The following is a 17,365-nucleotide window of genomic DNA, read 5'->3' as shown; positions in this document are numbered from 1 at the left end:
GCACACGGGCGGACACACACTCCCGGGGGAGACGATGCGCGTGGCCACGAGCGGGACGACGACCATGGTGTGCTCGGCGGGGACGGTGCGGGCGACGGCCGCCCGTGCGGTGCCGTCGCTGGTGACGCGGGTGCGTCTCGCGACGTCGGCGGACGACCCGTCGTGGACGCGCGGCGCCTCCGCGTGGCCGCGGGGGGCGTGCGAGAGGCCGTCCCTGTGGCAGACGTCCGCGCTGCTGTGCTGCCTGTTCCTGACGGCGGGCCGCCCCGCGGCGCCGGGACGGTCCCTGGATCTCCCGGCCCGGTTCCTGGACCGGGAGTTCGGCCGGGGCGGGGTGACGCGCTTCGAGGATCTCGACTTCCCGGGCACCTTCGCGCACGAGCCCACCCGCCGTTTCCTGTGCGAGACCGGCCTGCCCGAGGACGCCCGCCCCTTCCGGCTGGACCGGGCCGACATGCCGCAGGCGCTGCCGACGGTGGCCGAGTGGTGCGACGAGTTCCCCGAGCACCGGCTCCCCGACCGGGCGGACCACCTCGTACGCCTGGGCCGGCTGGCCAACGGCGATCACGTGGTCGTCGACGGTACGACGGGCGCCGTTCTGACCTGGAGCGCGCCCGACTGCGCCCTCCGCCCCCTGGCGCCGGACGTCTGTGCCCTCGCCCTCGTCCTGTGGGCACTGCGCCGCGCGGCGCCGCCGGAGACCGGGGCGGGTACCGCGCCGGCGTGACCCCCGCGAGCCGCGGGCGGAGCCCACGCGCGAAGGGGCCCGGGGCCGGTGGTCGTACGACCAAGGTCCCGGTCCCGCACCACCTCCCGACAGGGGTCAACGCCCGCTTCGCCCCTTACTCTGGCGACCATGACCGTCCCTGAGCCCCGCGACGCCGATGTCGCCGACCCCGCCGTGACCGCCGTCGGCCCCACCACTCCCGCCGCGCCCACCACTCCCGCCGAGACCGTGCTGAGCCGCGCCTACCGCGCGCTGAGCATCGGCATCGTCTCCGTCGTCGTACTGATCGCCTTCGAGGCGACGGCGGTCGGCACGGCCATGCCGGTCGCGGCGCGGGAGCTGGACGGGGTGTCGCTGTACGCGTTCGCGTTCTCGGGGTACTTCACGACGAGCCTGTTCGGGATGGTGCTCTCCGGCCAGTGGTCGGACCGGCGGGGCCCGCTGGCACCGCTGACCTGCGGGATCGCGTCCTTCGCGGTCGGGTTGGTGCTGTCCGGGACGGCCGGGACGATGTGGCTGTTCATCCTCGGGCGGGCCGTGCAGGGGCTCGGCGGCGGGCTGGTGATCGTCGCGCTGTACGTCGTCGTCGGACGGGCCTACCCCGAGCGGCTGCGTCCCGCGATCATGGCGGCCTTCGCGGCCGGCTGGGTCGTCCCGTCGATCGTCGGCCCCCTGGCGTCCGGCGCGGTGACCGAGCACCTCGGCTGGCGCTGGGTGTTCGTCGGCATCCCGGTGCTGGTCGTCTTCCCGCTGGCACTCGCGCTGCCGCAGATACGCGGCCGCGCGTCCGGCGCCGTGGGAGGGGCGGACGCGGCACCCGCCTCCTTCGACGGCCGCCGCATCCGCCTCGCCCTCGCCATCTCCCTGGGCGCCGGCCTGCTCCAGTACGCCGCCCAGGACCTGCGCCCGGCCTCGCTGCTGCCCGGCGCGGTGGGAGTGGCGCTGCTCGTCCCGGCCGTCCTCGGACTGCTGCCGCGCGGCACCTACCGGGCGGTGCGCGGACTGCCCTCCGTCGTCCTGCTGCGCGGCGTCGCCGCGGGCTCCTTCATCGCGGCGGAGTCCTTCGTACCGCTGATGCTGGTCACACAGCGCGGGCTCAGCCCCACGCTCGCCGGTCTCTCGCTGGCGGCGGGCGGCGCGACCTGGGCGGCGGGCTCCTGGCTCCAGTCCCGGCCGGCCCTGGGACCCCACCGTGAGCGCCTGATGGCCCTCGGCATGACCCTGGTCGCCGCGGCCATCGCCACGGCGCCCAGCGTGCTGATCGACGCCGTGCCCGCCTGGACGGTGGCCGTGGCCTGGGCCTTCGGCTGCTTCGGGATGGGCCTGGTGATCTCCTCCACCAGCGTGCTCCTGCTCAAGCTCTCCGCCCCCGAGGAGGCCGGCACCAACTCCGCCGCGCTCCAGATATCCGACGGCCTGTCCAACGTCATCCTGCTGTCGGCCGGCGGAGCGGCCTTCGCCGCCCTCGGCGGCGGCACGGTCAGCCACGCGGCCACGGACGCCGCCGCCGGTTCGCACCCGGCGGCCTTCGCGGCGGTGTTCCTGCCGATGGCGGCGGTGGCGCTGGTGGGGGCGTGGGTGGCCACGCGGGTGCGGGAGCGGTAGCGGAGTGTGAGCGGGAGCGGGCGACCCGGACCGACCGCGAACCGTGGCCGCCGTGAGGATCGCGGGTGCGTCCGGGGCGGCTGTGACGTCCGTCCCACCCGGGGGTGACCCGCCCCGGTGGGCGCCTTGATCGCGCCGGGACGCCGGTAGGGTGGCCCGGTCGTCATACGTGGCCGAGCCGTTCTACCCCCCTTCGGAGACCGTGACTACCACCGCCAGCCCCAGCACCTCGCACCACCTGTCCCCGGCCTTCCCCGGCCGTGCCCCCTGGGGCACCGCCAGCAAGCTGCGGGCCTGGCAGGAAGGGGCGATGGAGAAGTACCTCCAGGAGCAGCCCCGGGACTTCCTGGCGGTCGCCACTCCGGGCGCGGGCAAGACGACGTTCGCCCTGACGCTCGCGTCCTGGCTGCTGCACCACCACGTCGTGCAGCAGGTGACCGTCGTCGCGCCGACCGAGCACCTGAAGAAGCAGTGGGCGGAGGCGGCGGTCCGGATAGGGATCAAGCTCGACCCCGAGTACAGCGCGGGGCCGCTCAGCCGCGAGTACCACGGCATCGCCATCACCTACGCGGGCGTCGGCGTGCGCCCCATGCTGCACCGCAACCGCGTCGAGCAGCGCAAGACCCTCGTCATCCTCGACGAGATCCACCACGCCGGTGACTCGAAGTCCTGGGGCGAGGCCTGCCTGGAGGCGTTCGAGCCGGCCACCCGGCGCCTGGCGCTGACCGGCACGCCGTTCCGGTCGGACACCAACCCGATCCCCTTCGTCGCCTACGAGGAGGGCAACGACGGCATCCGGCGCTCCGCCGCCGACTACACCTACGGGTACGGCTCCGCGCTCGCCGACAACGTCGTGCGCCCCGTCATCTTCATGAGCTACAGCGGCAACATGCGCTGGCGCACCAAGGCCGGCGACGAGATCGCCGCCCGGCTCGGCGAACCCATGACCAAGGACGCCGTCAGCCAGGCCTGGCGCACCGCCCTCGACCCGCGCGGCGAGTGGATGCCCGCCGTGCTGCGCGCCGCCGACCAGCGGCTCACCGAGGTCAGGAAGGCCATCCCGGACGCCGGCGCCCTCGTCATCGCCGCCGACCAGGACTCCGCCCGCGCCTACGCCAAGCTGATCCGCGAGATCACCGGCAGCAAGGCCACCGTCGTACTCTCCGACGACACCGGCGCGTCCAAGAACATCGACACCTTCAGTCAGAGCAACGACCGGTGGATGGTCGCCGTCCGCATGGTGTCCGAGGGCGTCGACGTCCCCCGCCTCGCGGTCGGCGTCTACGCCACCACCATCTCCACCCCCCTCTTCTTCGCCCAGGCCGTCGGCCGTTTCGTACGCTCCAGGCGGCGCGGCGAGACCGCCTCCGTCTTCCTGCCGACCGTGCCCGACCTGCTCACGTTCGCGGGCGAGATGGAGCGCGAGCGCGATCACGTCCTCGACAAGCCCAAGAAGGAGGGCGAGGAGGACCCCTACGCCGAGTCCGAGAAGGAGATGGACGAGGCGAACCGGGAGCAGGACGAGGACACCGGCGAGCAGGAGCAGTTCTCCTTCGAGGCGCTGGAGTCCGAGGCCACCTTCGACCGGGTCATGTACAACGGCGCCGAGTTCGGCATGCAGGCCCACCCGGGCAGCGAGGAGGAGCAGGACTACCTCGGCATCCCGGGCCTGCTGGAGCCCGACCAGGTGCAACTCCTGCTCCAGAAGCGGCAGGCCCGGCAGATCGCGCACAGCCGCAAGAAGCCCGACGACGAGGCCGATCTGGTCGAACTGCCCGCCGAGCGGCGCCCGGTGGTCTCGCACAAGGAGCTGATGGAGCTGCGCAAGCAGCTGAACACCATGGTCTCCGCCTACGTCCACCAGAGCGGCAAGCCGCACGGCGTGATCCACACCGAACTGCGCCGGGTGTGCGGCGGCCCGCCCAGCGCCGAGGCCACCGCCGGGCAACTGCGCCAGCGCGTCGCCAAGATGCAGGAGTGGGCCACCCGCATGAAGTGACGGGCGCGGCGCGGGTGGTACGCGCGTGCGCTGTACGTATCGGGACAAACACAGGTAGTCCACACCGGTCGCCGCCCGGATTCTGGACGGAGCCTTCCGCTGAGCGAACCAGGTCGCTACTGTCCCGCTACGCACACGCCCCGTGGCAGCGCCGCCGCGGAGCGCAGTCGTGAAGCGACTGGGCCCGGGCACGCCGGCCCGTCAGCCGATCGGCGGCCTCTGAGCGCGTCTTGGACGGGACTCTTCGACGCACGTATCGCGATGGGCCGCCGACCTCACCACTAAGGAGTGGGCGTCGTGACCGCGGAGACCTCTCAGACGCTCGACCGGGGACTGCGCGTCCTCAAGCTGCTGGCCGACACGGACCACGGGCTGACCGTCACCGAGCTGTCCCACAAACTGGGCGTGAACCGGACCGTCGTGTACCGGTTGCTCGCCACGCTGGAGCAGCACGCACTCGTACGCCGTGACCTGGGCGGCCGTGCCCGGGTCGGGCTCGGGGTGCTGGGACTGGGCCGCCAGGTGCACCCGCTGGTGCGCGAGGCGGCGATGCCCGCGCTGCGCTCCCTGGCCGAGGACATCGGGGCGACCGCCCATCTGACGCTGGTGGACGGGGCGGAGGCGCTGGCCGTGGCCGTCGTCGAACCGACCTGGACGGACTACCACGTGGCCTATCGGGCGGGGTTCAGGCATCCGCTGGAGCGGGGCGCCGCCGGCAAGGCGATCCTCTCCGCCCGGCAGCAGCCGCAGCCCGGGGGTGAGGCGGTGGACGAACCCGGCTACACCCTGACCCACGGTGAGCTGGAGGCCGGCGCCTGCGGCGCGGCCGCGCCGCTGCTCGGGGTGACGGGGGTGGAGGGCAGCGTCGGCGTGGTGATGCTGTCCGAGGTGGTGCCGGAGCGGGTGGGGGCACGCGTGATGGACGCGGCCCGGGAGGTGGCGGAGGCGCTGCGCTAGCCGTACGGGCCGGCCAGGCCGTCGGGTTCGTGTGACGCCACGGTCCGAATCCGTGGGGCGGCGCCGCGGGCACGTCCGGTCTCGGCGGGGCGGCGGCGCGGGGCATGGCCGCCCGCAGCCGCGGCAGCCGCGGCGCGTTAGATTGACTCCGTGCTCTCTCGTCTCACGCGTCCCCAGTTCCTCGCCGTCTGCGGCCTTCCCGTCGTGGGGCTGCTCGCGACCGCCGTGTTCGCGCCGTTGCCGTTCTCCGTGGCGCAGCCGGGGCTGACGGCCGATGTGCTGGGCAAGAGCCGGGGCGCCTCGGTGATCACGATCAAGGGCGCGCCGACGCACGAGACGAGTGGGCAGCTGCGGATGACCACGATCGAGGCGACCGGTCCGGACGCGCGTGTCCAGCTCGGTGACGTGCTCAGCGGCTGGTTCGACACCGACCGGGCCGTGATGCCGCGCGACGCCGTCTACCCGAGCGGCGACGACGTGAGCGAGATCGAGGAGTACAACCAGGAGCAGATGGAGGAGTCGCAGGACTCGGCGACCGCGGCCGCGCTCGACCACCTGAGGCTCGACGAGAGGAACGTCGACGTCCAGCTTCGGCTGGAGGACGTCGGCGGACCCAGTGCCGGCCTGCTGTTCTCCCTCGGCATCGTCGACAAGCTCGGCGCCGGCGATCTCACCGGCGGCAGGGTCGTCGCCGGGACGGGGACCATCACCACCGGCGGCGAGGTCGGCGCCGTGGGCGGTGTGCCGCTGAAGACGCAGGCCGCGCGGCGGGACGGGGCCACCGTCTTCCTGGTGCCGAAGGCGGAGTGCTCCGACGCGCGGGCCGAGCTGCCCGAGGGGCTCCGGCTGATCCCGGTCACCACCCTCAAGGGCGCGATCGACTCGCTGGAGGCCCTGGAGTCGGGCAGGGGAGACGTCCCCGCCTGCTGAGCGCGCCCGTGCCGCTCAGCCCTCCTTCACGAAGCCCTTCTCCACCATCCAGTCCAGCGCCACCTGGTGCGGGTCCTCGCCGTCCACGTCGACCCTCGCGTTCAGGCTCCGCGCGACGTCGTTGGTCAGCGCCTTGGTGACCGGCGCGAGGACGGAGGCGATCGCCGGCCACTCGTCCAGGGTGGCGGTCCTGACCATGGGCGCCGCGTTGTAGTTCGGGAAGAACTTCTTGTCGTCCTCCATCACCACCAGGTTCATGGACTTGATCCGCCCGTCGGTGGTGTACACCTCGCCGTAGGCGCAGGCGCCCTTCGCGGTCTGGGTGTAGATGATTCCGGTGTCCATCTGGGTGATGTTCCCGGCCGGGACGTCCATCCCGTACGCCTTCTCCAGCCCCGGCAGCCCGTCCGCGCGGTTGGCGAACTCGCCCTCCACGCACAGCGTCACCGCGCCGGGGTCCGACTTCCACAGCTCGGCGACCTCCGACAGCGTGTTCGTGCCGTACTTCCGGTGGTTGGCCTGGTTCATCGCCAGCGCGTAGGTGTTGTTCATGGGCGCCGGCGGCAGCCACGTGATGTCGTTCCGCACGTCGGCGTCGCGGACCGCCTCCCACTGCTGCCGCGGGTCGGGAATCGGCTTGGTGTTGCCCAGGTACGTGATCCAGGCGGTGCCCGTGTACTCGTACGTGGCGTCGGCGTCGCCGTTCTCGACCGCCGCGCGGGTGCCGACGGAACCCTGGATGCCGGTGCGGTCGAGCACCTCCGCGCCCGCCGCCTCGAAGGCGATGCCCATGATCGCGCCCAGGATCAGCTGCTCGGTGAACTCCTTGGAGGTGACGGTGAGGTCCGCGCCCTGAAGTGGCCGTCCCCGCCCGATGGTGCCGGGCCCGACGTCGTCGACCATGGGGGAGCCGCTGGTCAGTCCGCAGCCCGCCGCCACCAGCAGGACGGAGGCGGCCAGCGTCACGCACGTACGCCGTCTCATGTGCCCGCCTCCAGACCGCGCGGGCGCAGCAGCAGTTCGGCGAGCGAGGCCAGCCAGTCCACCAGCAGCGCGAGGGCGACGGTGAGGACCGAGCCGAGCACCAGCACCGGCATGCGCTGGCTGGTGATGCCCGTGGTGATCAGCACGCCGAGGCCGCCGCCCCCGCCGAACGTCGCCAGGGTGGCCGTACCGACGTTCAGCACGAGGGCCGTACGGACGCCGGCCAGGATCAGCGGGACGGCCAGCGGCAGCTCCACGCGCGTGAGCACGCCCAACGGCGACATGCCGATACCGCGCGCCGCCTCCAGCAGCGTCGGGTCGTTCGCCTTCAGGCCCGCGATGGTGTTGGAGAGCACCGGCAGGACGGCGTAGATGATGATGCCGATCAGGGCGGCCCGGCGGCCGATGCCCAGCCAGATCACCAGCAGTGCCAGCAGGCCGATCGCCGGGGTCGCCTGGCCCATGTTGGCGAACGCCATCGCCACCGGAGTGGCCTTGCGGAACGCGCGCCGGGTGAGCAGGACACCCAGCGGGATCGCGATGATCAGCACGAAGAAGGTGGAGATCACGGTCAGCTGGACGTGCTGCCACAGGGCCTTGGTGACCTGGCCGTCCGACAGGGCGTTCTCGCTGAGCGCGTCCAGGTCGGCCTGCCGGAACCACAGCCAGGTGGCCAGCAGGACGGCGATCAGGACCACGGGCAGGAAGGTCAGCTTCCGCCAGCCGACCCGCCGCCTCGTCCGGGCCGCGGACGGCGGGAACGACGGGCGCGGCTCGTGTTCCGCCTCGTCCGCCTCACTCGGGCCGTACGAGGAGGAACCGTACGAGGAGGAACCGGCAGAAGGAGAGCCCGAAGAAGAGGAACCGGACGAGCGAGGGCCGGACGAGCGAGGGCCGGACGATGAGGTGCTCACGCCTTGGTCCCCTCCCCTTCGAAGCCCTCCTGCTCGGCATGGGTCTGCTCGGCCCGGGTCTCCTCCAGGTCGTGCTGGTGCTCCAGCGCGTCCAGCCGGTCGGCCTCCAGCAGCTCGTGCACGGAGTTCATCAGCGTCTCCATGTCGACGACGCCCTCGTACGCGCCGCGCCGCCCGGTGACGGCGACCCGCCCCGTGTTGTCGGTGAGCACCGCCTCCAGCGCGTCCCGCAGCGTCGCGTCCCGGGTCACCGTGTCGTGCACCAGCGTCCCGGCCCGCGCCAGCGAACCCTTGGCCCGCATCAGGTCACCGCGCCGGAGCCACTTGTACGGCCGCCCGCGCCGGTCGAGGAGAAGGATCTCGTTGGTGCCGGCCGCCCGCAGCGCGTTGAAGATGTTCTGAAGCGGGTCCTCCACGGTCACCGTCGGGTAGTCCGTGATCCCCACGTCCCGTACGCGGGTCAGGTTCAGCCGCTTCAGCGCCGCCCCGGCGCCCACGAAACCGGAGACGAAGTCGTCCGCCGGGTTGGTGAGGATGGCCTCGGGGGTGTCGAACTGCGCGATGTGCGAGCGTTCGCGCAGCACGGCGATCCGGTCGCCCAGCTTGATCGCCTCGTCGAAGTCGTGGGTGACGAAGACGATCGTCTTGTGCAGTTCGTGCTGGAGCCGGATCAGCTCGTCCTGGAGGTGGTCCCGGGTGATCGGGTCCACCGCGCCGAACGGCTCGTCCATCAGCAGCACCGGCGGATCGGCCGCCAGCGCCCGTGCCACGCCCACCCGCTGCTGCTGGCCGCCGGACAGCTGGCGCGGATAGCGGCCGTGGAACTCCCCGGCGTCCAGCCCGACCAGGTCGAGCATCTCCTCCACCCGCGAGCGGATCCGCGTCTTCGACCAGCCGGTCATCTTCGGCACCAGCGCGATGTTCTGGGCGACGGTCATGTGCGGGAAGAGGCCGGAGGACTGGATCGCGTAGCCGACCTTGCGCCGCAGCTTCACCGGGTCGATGTCGGTGACGTCCTCGCCGTTGATGCGGATGCGTCCGCCGCTGGGCTCGATCAGCCGGTTGATCATCTTCAGGGTGGTGGACTTCCCGCAGCCCGAGGGGCCGACGAGGATCACCGTCTCGCCCGCCTTGATCTCCATCGACACGTTGTCGACGGCCGGCTGCGGGTTGCCGTGGTAGCGCTTGGTGAGGCAGTCCAGCTCGATGGTCGCGCCGGTGGTGGCACTGTGACCGTTCTCGGCCCCGTGTCCCTCCGCCTCGGACACCGGTCCCCCTGTCTCAGACACGGATCCCCCTGGGGATGGTCAGCCGTCCCAGCAGGACGTACGCGGCGTCGAACAGGAGCGCCAGGACGATGATCCCCAGCGTGCCCGCGAGGACCTGGTTGAGCGCGTTCTTGCTGCCCAGCGAGGCGATCCCGCGGAAGATCTCGTTGCCGAGCCCCGGACCGGAGGCGTAGGCGGCGATCGCGGCGATGCCCATCAGCATCTGCGTCGAGACGCGGATACCGGTGAGGATCGGCGGCCAGGCCAGCGGCAGCTCCACCTTCAGCAGCCGGGCCACGCGCGACATCCCGATGCCCGTCGCGGCGTCCACCAGCGCCGGGTCCACCCCGCGCAGCCCGACGATCGCGTTGCGCACGATCGGCAGCAGCCCGTACAGGGTCAGCGCGGTCACCGTCGGCGGCACGCCGAGGCCCACGATCGGGATGAGCAGACCGATCATGGCCAGCGACGGGATGGTCAGGATGGTCGACGTGGTGAGGGTCGCCAGGTTCCCGGCCCAATCGCTGCGGTAGGTGACGACGCCGATCAGCACCCCGAGCAGGGTCGCCACCACCATGCACTGGAAGACCGCGCTCGCGTGCTGGTAGGCGTCGGTGAGCAGCTGCTGGTGGCGGCTGCCCAAGAACTCCCAGAAGTTCACGTCCGCTCACCTCCGGGGGTCGGGCCGGTCCCCTCGGACCGGTCTCAGTCGCCTCTGCCGCTGTCCTCGGCCGCCTGCTCCACCAGCGGGATGATCCGCAGCGGAACGGGGTTCTCCATGACGATCGCCGTGGCGGCCCGGACGATGCCATCAAAACCGACAACCCGGTCGATCACCCGCTGGAGATCGGCGTTCGAGCGGGCCACCAGCCGGCACAGCATGTCCCCGGTGCCGGTGGTGGTGTGCAGCTCCAGCACCTCCGGGACGGTCGCCAAGTGCGCCCGTACGTCCGCCCCTTGGCCCTGCCGGATCTCCAGCGTCGCGAACGCGGTCACCGGGTAGCCGAGCGCCGCCGGGTCCACCTCGGGGCCGAAGCCGCGGATGACTCCGTTCGACTGAAGCCGGTCGAGGCGCGCCTGCGCGGTGCCCCGCGCCACACCCAGCCGCCGGGACATCTCCAGCACCCCGATCCGCGGCTCCCGCGCCAGCAGTCCGATGATCCGTCCGTCCAGTCGGTCGATCGCCATTCCCGTCCCCCTCGGCTGGTCATCCTGTACAGATCGCCCGCCACCGTCGGCGTATCACTGGTCAGGTTGCCCAGTGAACGCGCGAACTATTGCGCACCTTGCAGACGCGGGGGACGCTGCGGCTATGACGCAGACCACACACCACACTCCCGACACCGCCCGGCAGGCCGATCCCTTCCCGGTCAAGGGAATGGACGCGGTCGTCTTCGCCGTGGGCAACGCCAAGCAGGCGGCGCACTACTACTCCACCGCCTTCGGCATGAAGCTGGTCGCCTACTCCGGACCGGAGAACGGCAGCCGCGAGACCGCGAGCTACGTCCTGGAGAACGGCTCCGCCCGCTTCGTCCTCACCTCGGTGATCAAGCCCGCCACCGAGTGGGGCGGCTTCCTCGCCCAGCACGTGGCCGAGCACGGCGACGGCGTCGTCGACCTCGCCATCGAGGTCCCGGACGCGCGCGCCGCGCACGCCTACGCCGTCGAGCACGGCGCCCGCTCGCTCGCCGAGCCGTACGAGGTCAAGGACGAGCACGGCACCGTCGTCCTCGCCGCCATCGCCACGTACGGCGAGACCCGCCACACCCTCGTCGAGCGCACCGGCTACGACGGCCCCTACCTGCCCGGCTACGCCGCCGCCGAGCCGATGGTCGAGCCGCCCGCGCAGCGCACCTTCCAGGCCGTCGACCACTGCGTCGGCAACGTCGAACTCGGCCGCATGAACGAGTGGGTCGGCTTCTACAACAAGGTCATGGGCTTCACGAACATGAAGGAGTTCGTGGGCGACGACATCGCCACCGAGTACAGCGCGCTGATGTCCAAGGTGGTCGCCGACGGCACCCTCAAGGTCAAGTTCCCGATCAACGAGCCCGCGGTCGCCAAGAAGAAGTCCCAGATCGACGAGTACCTGGAGTTCTACGGCGGCGCCGGCGTCCAGCACATCGCGCTGAACACCAACGACATCGTGCAGACCGTCCGCACCATGAAGGCGAACGGCGTCCAGTTCCTGGACACGCCCGACTCGTACTACGACACGCTCGGCGAGTGGGCCGGCGAGACGCGCGTCCCCGTCGAGACGCTGCGCGAGCTGAAGATCCTCGTCGACCGCGACGAGGACGGCTACCTGCTGCAGATCTTCACCAAGCCGGTCCAGGACCGCCCGACCGTCTTCTTCGAGATGATCGAGCGGCACGGCTCCATGGGCTTCGGCAAGGGCAACTTCAAGGCCCTGTTCGAGGCGATCGAGCGCGAGCAGGAGCGGCGCGGCAACCTCTGACGCCGGCCCCGCACAGGCGGATCTCAGACGGGCGGGTCCTGGACGGAGGGCTCGCCCAGCTCCGCCAGCGCCCGCTTCGCCTCCGGCGCCCGCAGCGGGGAGAAGTACGGGTTGATCATCAGCGCCTCCCGCAGATGACGCCGCGCGGGCCCGTACCGCTCCAGCTCCTTCTCGATCACGCCCCGGTGGAACACGTACAGCGCGCTGCGCACCCCGCCGCCCTGCTCGCCGTCCGTCGCGATCGTCGCGAACTCCAGCGCCTCCTCGTGCTCCCCGGTCCGGTGCAGCGCCCAGCCCAGCGCGTCGGCCACCGCGATCCCCGGCTGCCGTCCCCACTCGGCCCGCAGCCGCCGTACCGCCGACGCCGGGTCCCCGTGGTCCGCCTCGAACCGCCCCAGCACCAGCTCCTCGTCGCCCCCGGCCGCCCCGGCGGCCCGCACCCGCTCCCGCAGCAGGCCGTACTGCACCCGTGCGGCCTGCCCGAGCCCCAGCGACTCGTACAACTCGCCCAGCTCGAGGGCGTACCGGGGCAGCGGCCGCTTGGCGAGCGCCGCCTGGTACGCGGACAGCGCGTCCGTCGTACGGCCCAGCGCCGCCAGCACCCGCCCCTGCCCGGCCTGCGCGGCCCGCTGGTCGGGGTCGGTGCGCATCGCCTCCTGGAAGAAGCGCAGCGCCTCCTGACGGTCCCCGCGCTCGAACGCGAGCCGTCCGGCCTGCTCCAGATACGCCGCCCGTTCGGCCGGCGCCCCGGCCGCCGCCGCCGCGTCGAGGATCCGGGCCTCCGCGTCCGCCCGCCAGCCCCGGTCCCGGTAGACGGCCGCCGCCCGCGCCCCCACGGCCGGCGAGTCCGGACGCAGTTCCATCAGCTTGTCCAGGGCCCGTCCCACGGCCTCGTGGTCGCCGAGCCCGGTGTACGCGTCGATCAGCACCGCGTGCGCCGTCCACCGCTTCGGCGCCGCCTTCACCGCGCTCTCGCCCCACTTCTTCGCCGCGGGGAAGTCCCGCCGCGCCACCGCCAGCGCCGCCATCCCCTCCAGGGCCTGCGGATCGCGTTCCGCCCCCACCTTCAGCGAGGTGCGCAGCGCCTTCTCGGCCTTCGGCCAGTTCGCGGTGTCCGCCGTACGCCGGCCCCGCTCCACGTACGCCGTCCCCAGCACCGCCCACGACACCCCGTCCAGCGGATGCGCCCGCAGATGGGTCTCCCGGTCGCCGATCAGCACGGTCAGGTCACCCAGCGCGGCCGGCACCCCCGTGGTGACCGCGCTCCGCGCCAGCGCGGCCGGCCCCGGCGCGGGCGGGGGAGCGTCGCCGCCGTCCCAGGGCCGCAGCACCAGGATTCCACCCAGTACGACGGCCCCGGCGACGGAGGCGACCAGCGCCCGGCTCCGGCGGCGTGAACGCCACCCGTGTTCGCACTCCCTCTTCATGACCTCCATGGCGCTTACTGTGCGCCAATACGACGATCACACCGGGACGTGCGCCGGGTGCCGTCGACGGGGTTCACACCGATGGCCCCCGGGTGCGAACCTCCGATCATGAGCCGTATCGAAGCGCCTCGCGACAAAGACGACGCAGCCCACGAAGCCGGAGCGGTCACGGCGGCCTCCGCGACCCTCGTCGACCGGCTGCTGACCGGCCTGCCGCCCGAGTCCGTCCTCACCGACCCCGACGTCACCACCTCCTACGCCAACGACATGGCGAGCTTCTGCCCGGCCGGCGCCCCCGCCGCGGTCGTCCTGCCGCGCACGGTGGAGGAGGTCCAGCACGTCATGCGCACCGCCACCGCGCTGCGCGTCCCCGTCGTCCCGCAGGGCGCCCGCACCGGACTGTCCGGCGCGGCCAACGCCACCGACGGCTGCGTCGTGCTGTCCCTGACCAGGATGGACCGCATCCTGGAGATCAACCCGGTCGACCGCGTCGCCGTCGTCGAACCGGGTGTCGTCAACGCCACGCTCTCCCGCGCGGTGAACGAACAGGGCCTGTACTACCCGCCCGACCCCTCCAGCTGGGAGATGTGCACCATCGGCGGCAACATCGGCACCGCCTCCGGCGGCCTGTGCTGCGTCAAGTACGGGGTGACCGCCGAGTACGTCCTCGGCCTGGACGTCGTCCTCGCCGACGGCCGCCTGATGTCCACCGGCCGCCGCACCGCCAAGGGCGTCGCCGGATACGACCTCACCCGCCTCTTCGTCGGCTCCGAGGGCTCCCTCGGCATCGTCGTACGGGCCGTCCTCGCGCTGCGCCCCAAGCCGCCCGAGCAGCTCGTGCTGGCCGCCGAGTTCGCCTCCGTGACCGCCGCCTGCGACGCGATCTGCCGGATCATGGAGGGAGGGCACGTCCCGTCCCTCCTCGAACTGATGGACCGTACGACCGTCAAGGCGGTCAACGACCTCGCCCACATGGGTCTGCCGGAGACCACGGAAGCCTTGCTGCTGGCCGCCTTCGACACCGCCGACCCGGCCGCCGACCTCGCCGCCGTGGGCGCGCTGTGCGAGGCGGCGGGCGCCACGCAGGTGGTCCCGGCGGACGACGCGGCCGAGTCGGAGCTCCTGCTCCAGGCCCGCCGCCTGTCCCTCACCGCCCTCGAGGCCGTCAAGGGCACGACGATGATCGACGACGTGTGCGTGCCCCGGTCCCGGCTCGGCGACATGCTGGAGGGCATCGAGCGGATCGCGGCGAAGTACGACCTCACCATCGGGGTCTGCGCCCACGCGGGCGACGGCAACACCCACCCCACCGTCTGCTTCGACGCCGCCGACCCCGACGAGTCCCGGCGCGCCCGCGAGTCCTTCGACGAGATCATGGCCCTCGGCCTGGAACTGGGCGGCACCATCACCGGCGAGCACGGCGTGGGCGTCCTGAAGAAGGAGTGGCTCGCGCGGGAGATCGGCCCGGTGGGCCTGGAGATGCAGCGGGCGATCAAGCGGGCCTTCGACCCGCTGGACATCCTCAACCCGGGCAAGCTCTTCTGACCCGCCCCCTCACCGGGCGAGCAGCTCGGCCAGCCCGTCGTCGATGCCGAGCTGCCCGCCCTCGGTGCCCGGCGGCACCGCCCGCAGGGTCCGCTCCAGCCAGGCCGACACCTGTGCCGTGGGAGCCTCCAGGAGGGCTTCCCCGTCGGGGCTGCTCAGTGCCATCAGTACGACGCTCCTGCCGTCCGTCTTCGACGGCCACACCTGTACGTCCCCGTGCCCGCACGGCCGGAAGACCCCCTCCACCAGCAGTTCGCGGGCGAACGTCCAGTGGACCGGGTGGCCGGAGCGGACGTGGAAGGTGATGTGGACGGCGTACGGGTCGTCGGTGTGGTAGCCGAGCAGGGCCGGTACCGGGACGCCGTGCCCGGGGGACAGGACGAGCGTCAGCTCCAGTTCGCGTTCCACGACGGTGGGACGGGGGTGCGGGAAGTGCATGGCGTGGTGGTCCTCTCTCCTACGGGTCCGCACGGGCCGCCTGGAACGGGCCCGCACGAGTGGGAGGGGCGAGGGCCGTGAGCGTTACGCGGGTTCGCGGAACTTTTTCCCCCACCCTCTGTCCCGGGTGTGAAGGTCCATGCACGAGGTTGCCCGGAAAGGGGCGGGTCCGGCGGGACCGGCGGTGCGGATTGCGCCCGTCTGATAGATGTTGAGCCCCCCTATCAACCCCCGAGCAGATACGGGACGACGGACATGAGCGCCCCAACCCCGGCCCCCGGTGACGACAGGCCCCGCGAAGGGTATTACCCGGACCCGTCCATTCCTGGATACGTCCGGTACTGGAACGGTGCCTCCTGGGTGCCGGGCACGAGCCGGCCCGCGCCCAAGGACGGCGAGCTGCTCGCGCCTCCGCCCGGCGCGCGGGCCTCCGTCGAGGAGACCGGCCCGCACTTCTTCGACGAGGATCCGGTCGAGGAACCGCCCGCGGCGGCGTCCCAGCACGGCAACCGCCCGGAACCCGCCACGGCCTGGGGCGCCGACCGCTCCCACCAGTCGGGTTTCGCCGGCGACCAGGACCAGCGCGTCGCCTGGCCGGGCACCGCCCCCGGCGCGGACCCGAGGCTCCCGCACGCCCGGGGGACGGGGCCGGCCGGGGAAGCCGGGGCCGCCGCCGCGGGCGAGGGGGCTTCGGGCGATCCCCGGGCAGGCGGGGGCGGGCACGCCAGCGGCGGCTCCGCCGAGGGCCGCTCCGCGCGGGGCGACGATCCCCGTTCCGCGCGGGCGGACGCCCCGGCGGGGTCCTCCGCGGGAGCCCCGGCGGGGTCCTCCGCGGGAGCCGCGTCCGGGGGCGAGGCGGAGGCGGGTTCGGGCAACACCTTCGTCTTCCGCCGTCCGGCGGCGGGGGCCCGGAGCGCCCCGGCCACGGACGGTCCCGGCGACGACCAGGGCACCATGACCTTCCGCGCGGTCCCCCCGCGCGACGCGGCCCCGGGCGGGCCCGGCTTCGGAGCCGGGAAGGCCGCCGCCGCCCGGGCCGCCGCCGCACAGGCCCCCGCGGCCGCCACTCCCACGGCCCTCTCCGGCCCGCAGCAGACGGGAGGCCCGTCCGGCCCGCGCCAGGCCGCCGCGCCCAGCCAGGCGGCTGCCCCCAGCCAGGTCGCTGCTCCCTACCAGGGCGCCGCCTCCCATCAGGCAGCCGCCGCCCACCAGGCTGCCGGCCCGCAGCCGGCCGCCTCGCCGGAGCAGCCCGCCGCCTCCGCCCCGGTCGCGTCCGGACCCGGCGGTGGTCAGGCCTCCTGGGCGCAGCAGGTGCACCGGCTCGCGGGCGCGAGCGGCGACGAGCAGCCCGTGGCTCCCTGGAAGCCGCCGGTCGAGGACGTGTTCCAGGCCGCCGCCCGGCGTCAGGCGGCGGCCCGCCCCGCCGGGCTCGGCAAGCGGCTGGCCGCCCGGCTGATCGACACCGTCGTCCTCGCGTGCGTCACCGGCGTGGCCGCCGTGCCCCTGGGCATCAAGGGCATCGACCACGTCAACGACAAGATCGACGAGGCCAAGCTCTCCGGCGAGACCGTCACGGTGTGGCTGCTCGACGGCACGACGGCCACCTACCTGGGCATCGTGCTGGCCGTCCTGCTGCTCTTCGGCGTCGTCTACGAGGCGCTGCCCACCGCCAGGTGGGGCCGCACCCTGGGCAAGAAGCTGCTCGGCCTTCAGGTGCGGGACATCGAGGCCCACGAGCCCCCGTCCTTCGGTGCGGCCCTGCGCCGCTGGCTGGTGTACAGCGTCCCCGGCCTCCTGGCCGTGGGTGTGGTCGGCGTCGCGTGGTGTCTGTTCGACCGCCCGTGGCACCAGTGCTGGCACGACAAGGCATCCCGCACGTTTGTCGCGGGCTAGCTCGGCGGGAGGCGGGGCGCCTGTCTCGCGGTCGGCTGCGGGTGGGCTGTGGTTGCTCGCGCAGTGGACACGCCCCATAAGGGGCGCGGGGAACTGCGCGACCAGCCCCCACGCACCCGCAGCCGACCGCGATGAACCCTCGGCCCCGCCGCCGGAGGCTCCCGTACTCCGGACGGCGGCTCGCCGGATGCGCCGCCCGGGGGTTCGCGATCGACTCGGG

Annotated in this window: 15 protein-coding genes; 8 read left to right on the top strand and 7 right to left on the bottom strand. The window is 72.9% G+C overall.

The genetic code is table 11. The features are described from left to right. The first annotated feature begins 34 nt into the window (after nt 1–34). From ACH4NX_RS30955 to ACH4NX_RS30935, 5 genes are all read left to right on the top strand, one after another. Nucleotides 35–727: an SUKH-4 family immunity protein gene (locus ACH4NX_RS30955; protein ID WP_398129552.1), complete on the top strand. Its 693-nt coding sequence runs from the start codon at nt 35–37 to the stop codon at nt 725–727. A 129-nt stretch (nt 728–856) separates the two neighbouring features. After that, a complete protein-coding gene (locus ACH4NX_RS30950; RefSeq protein WP_351401449.1) occupies nt 857–2,332 on the top strand; it encodes an MFS transporter in 1,476 nt (491 codons plus the stop codon). Nucleotides 2,333–2,534: 202 nt separating this feature from the next. Beyond that, nucleotides 2,535–4,331 carry a DEAD/DEAH box helicase gene (locus tag ACH4NX_RS30945; RefSeq protein WP_398129553.1) on the top strand — a complete coding sequence of 599 codons (1,797 nt, stop codon included), beginning with the start codon at nt 2,535–2,537 and terminating at the stop codon, nt 4,329–4,331. Between the two features lie 297 nt (nt 4,332–4,628). After that, nucleotides 4,629–5,288 (top strand): IclR family transcriptional regulator, encoded by a 660-nt coding sequence (locus tag ACH4NX_RS30940; protein ID WP_398129554.1) that lies wholly within the window; start codon nt 4,629–4,631, stop codon nt 5,286–5,288. A 150-nt stretch (nt 5,289–5,438) separates the two neighbouring features. Continuing rightward, nucleotides 5,439–6,218 carry a S16 family serine protease gene (locus tag ACH4NX_RS30935; protein ID WP_398129555.1) on the top strand — a complete coding sequence of 260 codons (780 nt, stop codon included), beginning with the start codon at nt 5,439–5,441 and terminating at the stop codon, nt 6,216–6,218. Nucleotides 6,219–6,233: 15 nt separating this feature from the next. Here the strand turns inward: ACH4NX_RS30935 and ACH4NX_RS30930 are convergent, their stop codons facing one another. The 5 genes from ACH4NX_RS30930 to ACH4NX_RS30910 are packed head-to-tail and all read right to left on the bottom strand — an operon-like array spanning nt 6,234 to nt 10,572. After that, nucleotides 6,234–7,202 carry a glycine betaine ABC transporter substrate-binding protein gene (locus tag ACH4NX_RS30930; protein ID WP_351401441.1) on the bottom strand — a complete coding sequence of 323 codons (969 nt, stop codon included), beginning with the start codon at nt 7,200–7,202 and terminating at the stop codon, nt 6,234–6,236. Continuing rightward, entirely contained in the window at nt 7,199–8,116 is a 918-nt protein-coding gene (locus ACH4NX_RS30925; protein ID WP_398129556.1) for an ABC transporter permease, read from the bottom strand. The genes ACH4NX_RS30930 and ACH4NX_RS30925 overlap by 4 nt, the downstream gene beginning before the upstream one ends. Then, a complete protein-coding gene (locus ACH4NX_RS30920; RefSeq protein WP_351401436.1) occupies nt 8,113–9,384 on the bottom strand; it encodes a betaine/proline/choline family ABC transporter ATP-binding protein in 1,272 nt (423 codons plus the stop codon). Before ACH4NX_RS30920 ends, ACH4NX_RS30925 begins: the two co-directional genes overlap by 4 nt. A gap of 13 nt (nt 9,385–9,397) precedes the next feature. Then, nucleotides 9,398–10,045: an ABC transporter permease gene (locus ACH4NX_RS30915; protein ID WP_351401434.1), complete on the bottom strand. Its 648-nt coding sequence runs from the start codon at nt 10,043–10,045 to the stop codon at nt 9,398–9,400. A gap of 44 nt (nt 10,046–10,089) precedes the next feature. Continuing rightward, entirely contained in the window at nt 10,090–10,572 is a 483-nt protein-coding gene (locus ACH4NX_RS30910; protein WP_279559673.1) for an Lrp/AsnC family transcriptional regulator, read from the bottom strand. 124 nt (nt 10,573–10,696) lie between these two features. Here ACH4NX_RS30910 and hppD point away from each other — a divergent pair, with 124 nt between their 5' ends. Beyond that, complete coding sequence (hppD, locus tag ACH4NX_RS30905; RefSeq protein ID WP_351401431.1) at nt 10,697–11,842, top strand: 4-hydroxyphenylpyruvate dioxygenase; 1,146 nt, start codon at nt 10,697–10,699, stop codon at nt 11,840–11,842. Between the two features lie 23 nt (nt 11,843–11,865). Here the strand turns inward: hppD and ACH4NX_RS30900 are convergent, their stop codons facing one another. Beyond that, the gene (locus ACH4NX_RS30900; RefSeq protein WP_398129557.1) at nt 11,866–13,278 is read right to left on the bottom strand and encodes a tetratricopeptide repeat protein; all 1,413 of its coding nucleotides are present in this window, start codon (nt 13,276–13,278) and stop codon (nt 11,866–11,868) included. 99 nt (nt 13,279–13,377) lie between these two features. On the opposite strand from ACH4NX_RS30900, the gene ACH4NX_RS30895 reads away from it, so the two are divergent. Next, complete coding sequence (locus ACH4NX_RS30895) at nt 13,378–14,814, top strand: FAD-linked oxidase C-terminal domain-containing protein (protein WP_351401427.1); 1,437 nt, start codon at nt 13,378–13,380, stop codon at nt 14,812–14,814. 9 nt (nt 14,815–14,823) lie between these two features. On the opposite strand, the gene ACH4NX_RS30890 is transcribed toward ACH4NX_RS30895, so the two are convergent. Continuing rightward, nucleotides 14,824–15,252, bottom strand: coding sequence for an SsgA family sporulation/cell division regulator (locus tag ACH4NX_RS30890; RefSeq protein WP_398129558.1), 429 nt, complete (start codon nt 15,250–15,252; stop codon nt 14,824–14,826). A gap of 255 nt (nt 15,253–15,507) precedes the next feature. On the opposite strand from ACH4NX_RS30890, the gene ACH4NX_RS30885 reads away from it, so the two are divergent. Continuing rightward, the gene (locus ACH4NX_RS30885; RefSeq protein WP_398129559.1) at nt 15,508–17,145 is read left to right on the top strand and encodes an RDD family protein; all 1,638 of its coding nucleotides are present in this window, start codon (nt 15,508–15,510) and stop codon (nt 17,143–17,145) included. Nucleotides 17,146–17,365: the final 220 nt, after the last annotated feature.

Source organism: Streptomyces sp. NPDC017225 (genome assembly GCF_044331465.1).
Taxonomy (GTDB): domain Bacteria; phylum Actinomycetota; class Actinomycetes; order Streptomycetales; family Streptomycetaceae; genus Streptomyces.
The sequence above is the reverse complement of the archived record's forward strand: the minus strand, read 5'-3'. Positions and strand labels throughout refer to the sequence as shown.

Excerpts from the sequence above, each read along its gene's own strand:
- ACH4NX_RS30910 (WP_279559673.1), bottom strand. The coding sequence starts at position 10,572 with ATGGCGATCGACCGACTGGACGGACGGATCATCGGACTGCTGGCGCGG.
- hppD (WP_351401431.1), top strand. The coding sequence starts at position 10,697 with ATGACGCAGACCACACACCACACTCCCGACACCGCCCGGCAGGCCGAT.
- ACH4NX_RS30930 (WP_351401441.1), bottom strand. The coding sequence starts at position 7,202 with ATGAGACGGCGTACGTGCGTGACGCTGGCCGCCTCCGTCCTGCTGGTG.
- ACH4NX_RS30950 (WP_351401449.1), top strand. The coding sequence starts at position 857 with ATGACCGTCCCTGAGCCCCGCGACGCCGATGTCGCCGACCCCGCCGTG.
- ACH4NX_RS30895 (WP_351401427.1), top strand. The coding sequence starts at position 13,378 with ATGAGCCGTATCGAAGCGCCTCGCGACAAAGACGACGCAGCCCACGAA.
- ACH4NX_RS30885 (WP_398129559.1), top strand. The coding sequence starts at position 15,508 with ATGAGCGCCCCAACCCCGGCCCCCGGTGACGACAGGCCCCGCGAAGGG.
- ACH4NX_RS30900 (WP_398129557.1), bottom strand. The coding sequence starts at position 13,278 with ATGGAGGTCATGAAGAGGGAGTGCGAACACGGGTGGCGTTCACGCCGC.
- ACH4NX_RS30955 (WP_398129552.1), top strand. The coding sequence starts at position 35 with ATGCGCGTGGCCACGAGCGGGACGACGACCATGGTGTGCTCGGCGGGG.
- ACH4NX_RS30890 (WP_398129558.1), bottom strand. The coding sequence starts at position 15,252 with ATGCACTTCCCGCACCCCCGTCCCACCGTCGTGGAACGCGAACTGGAG.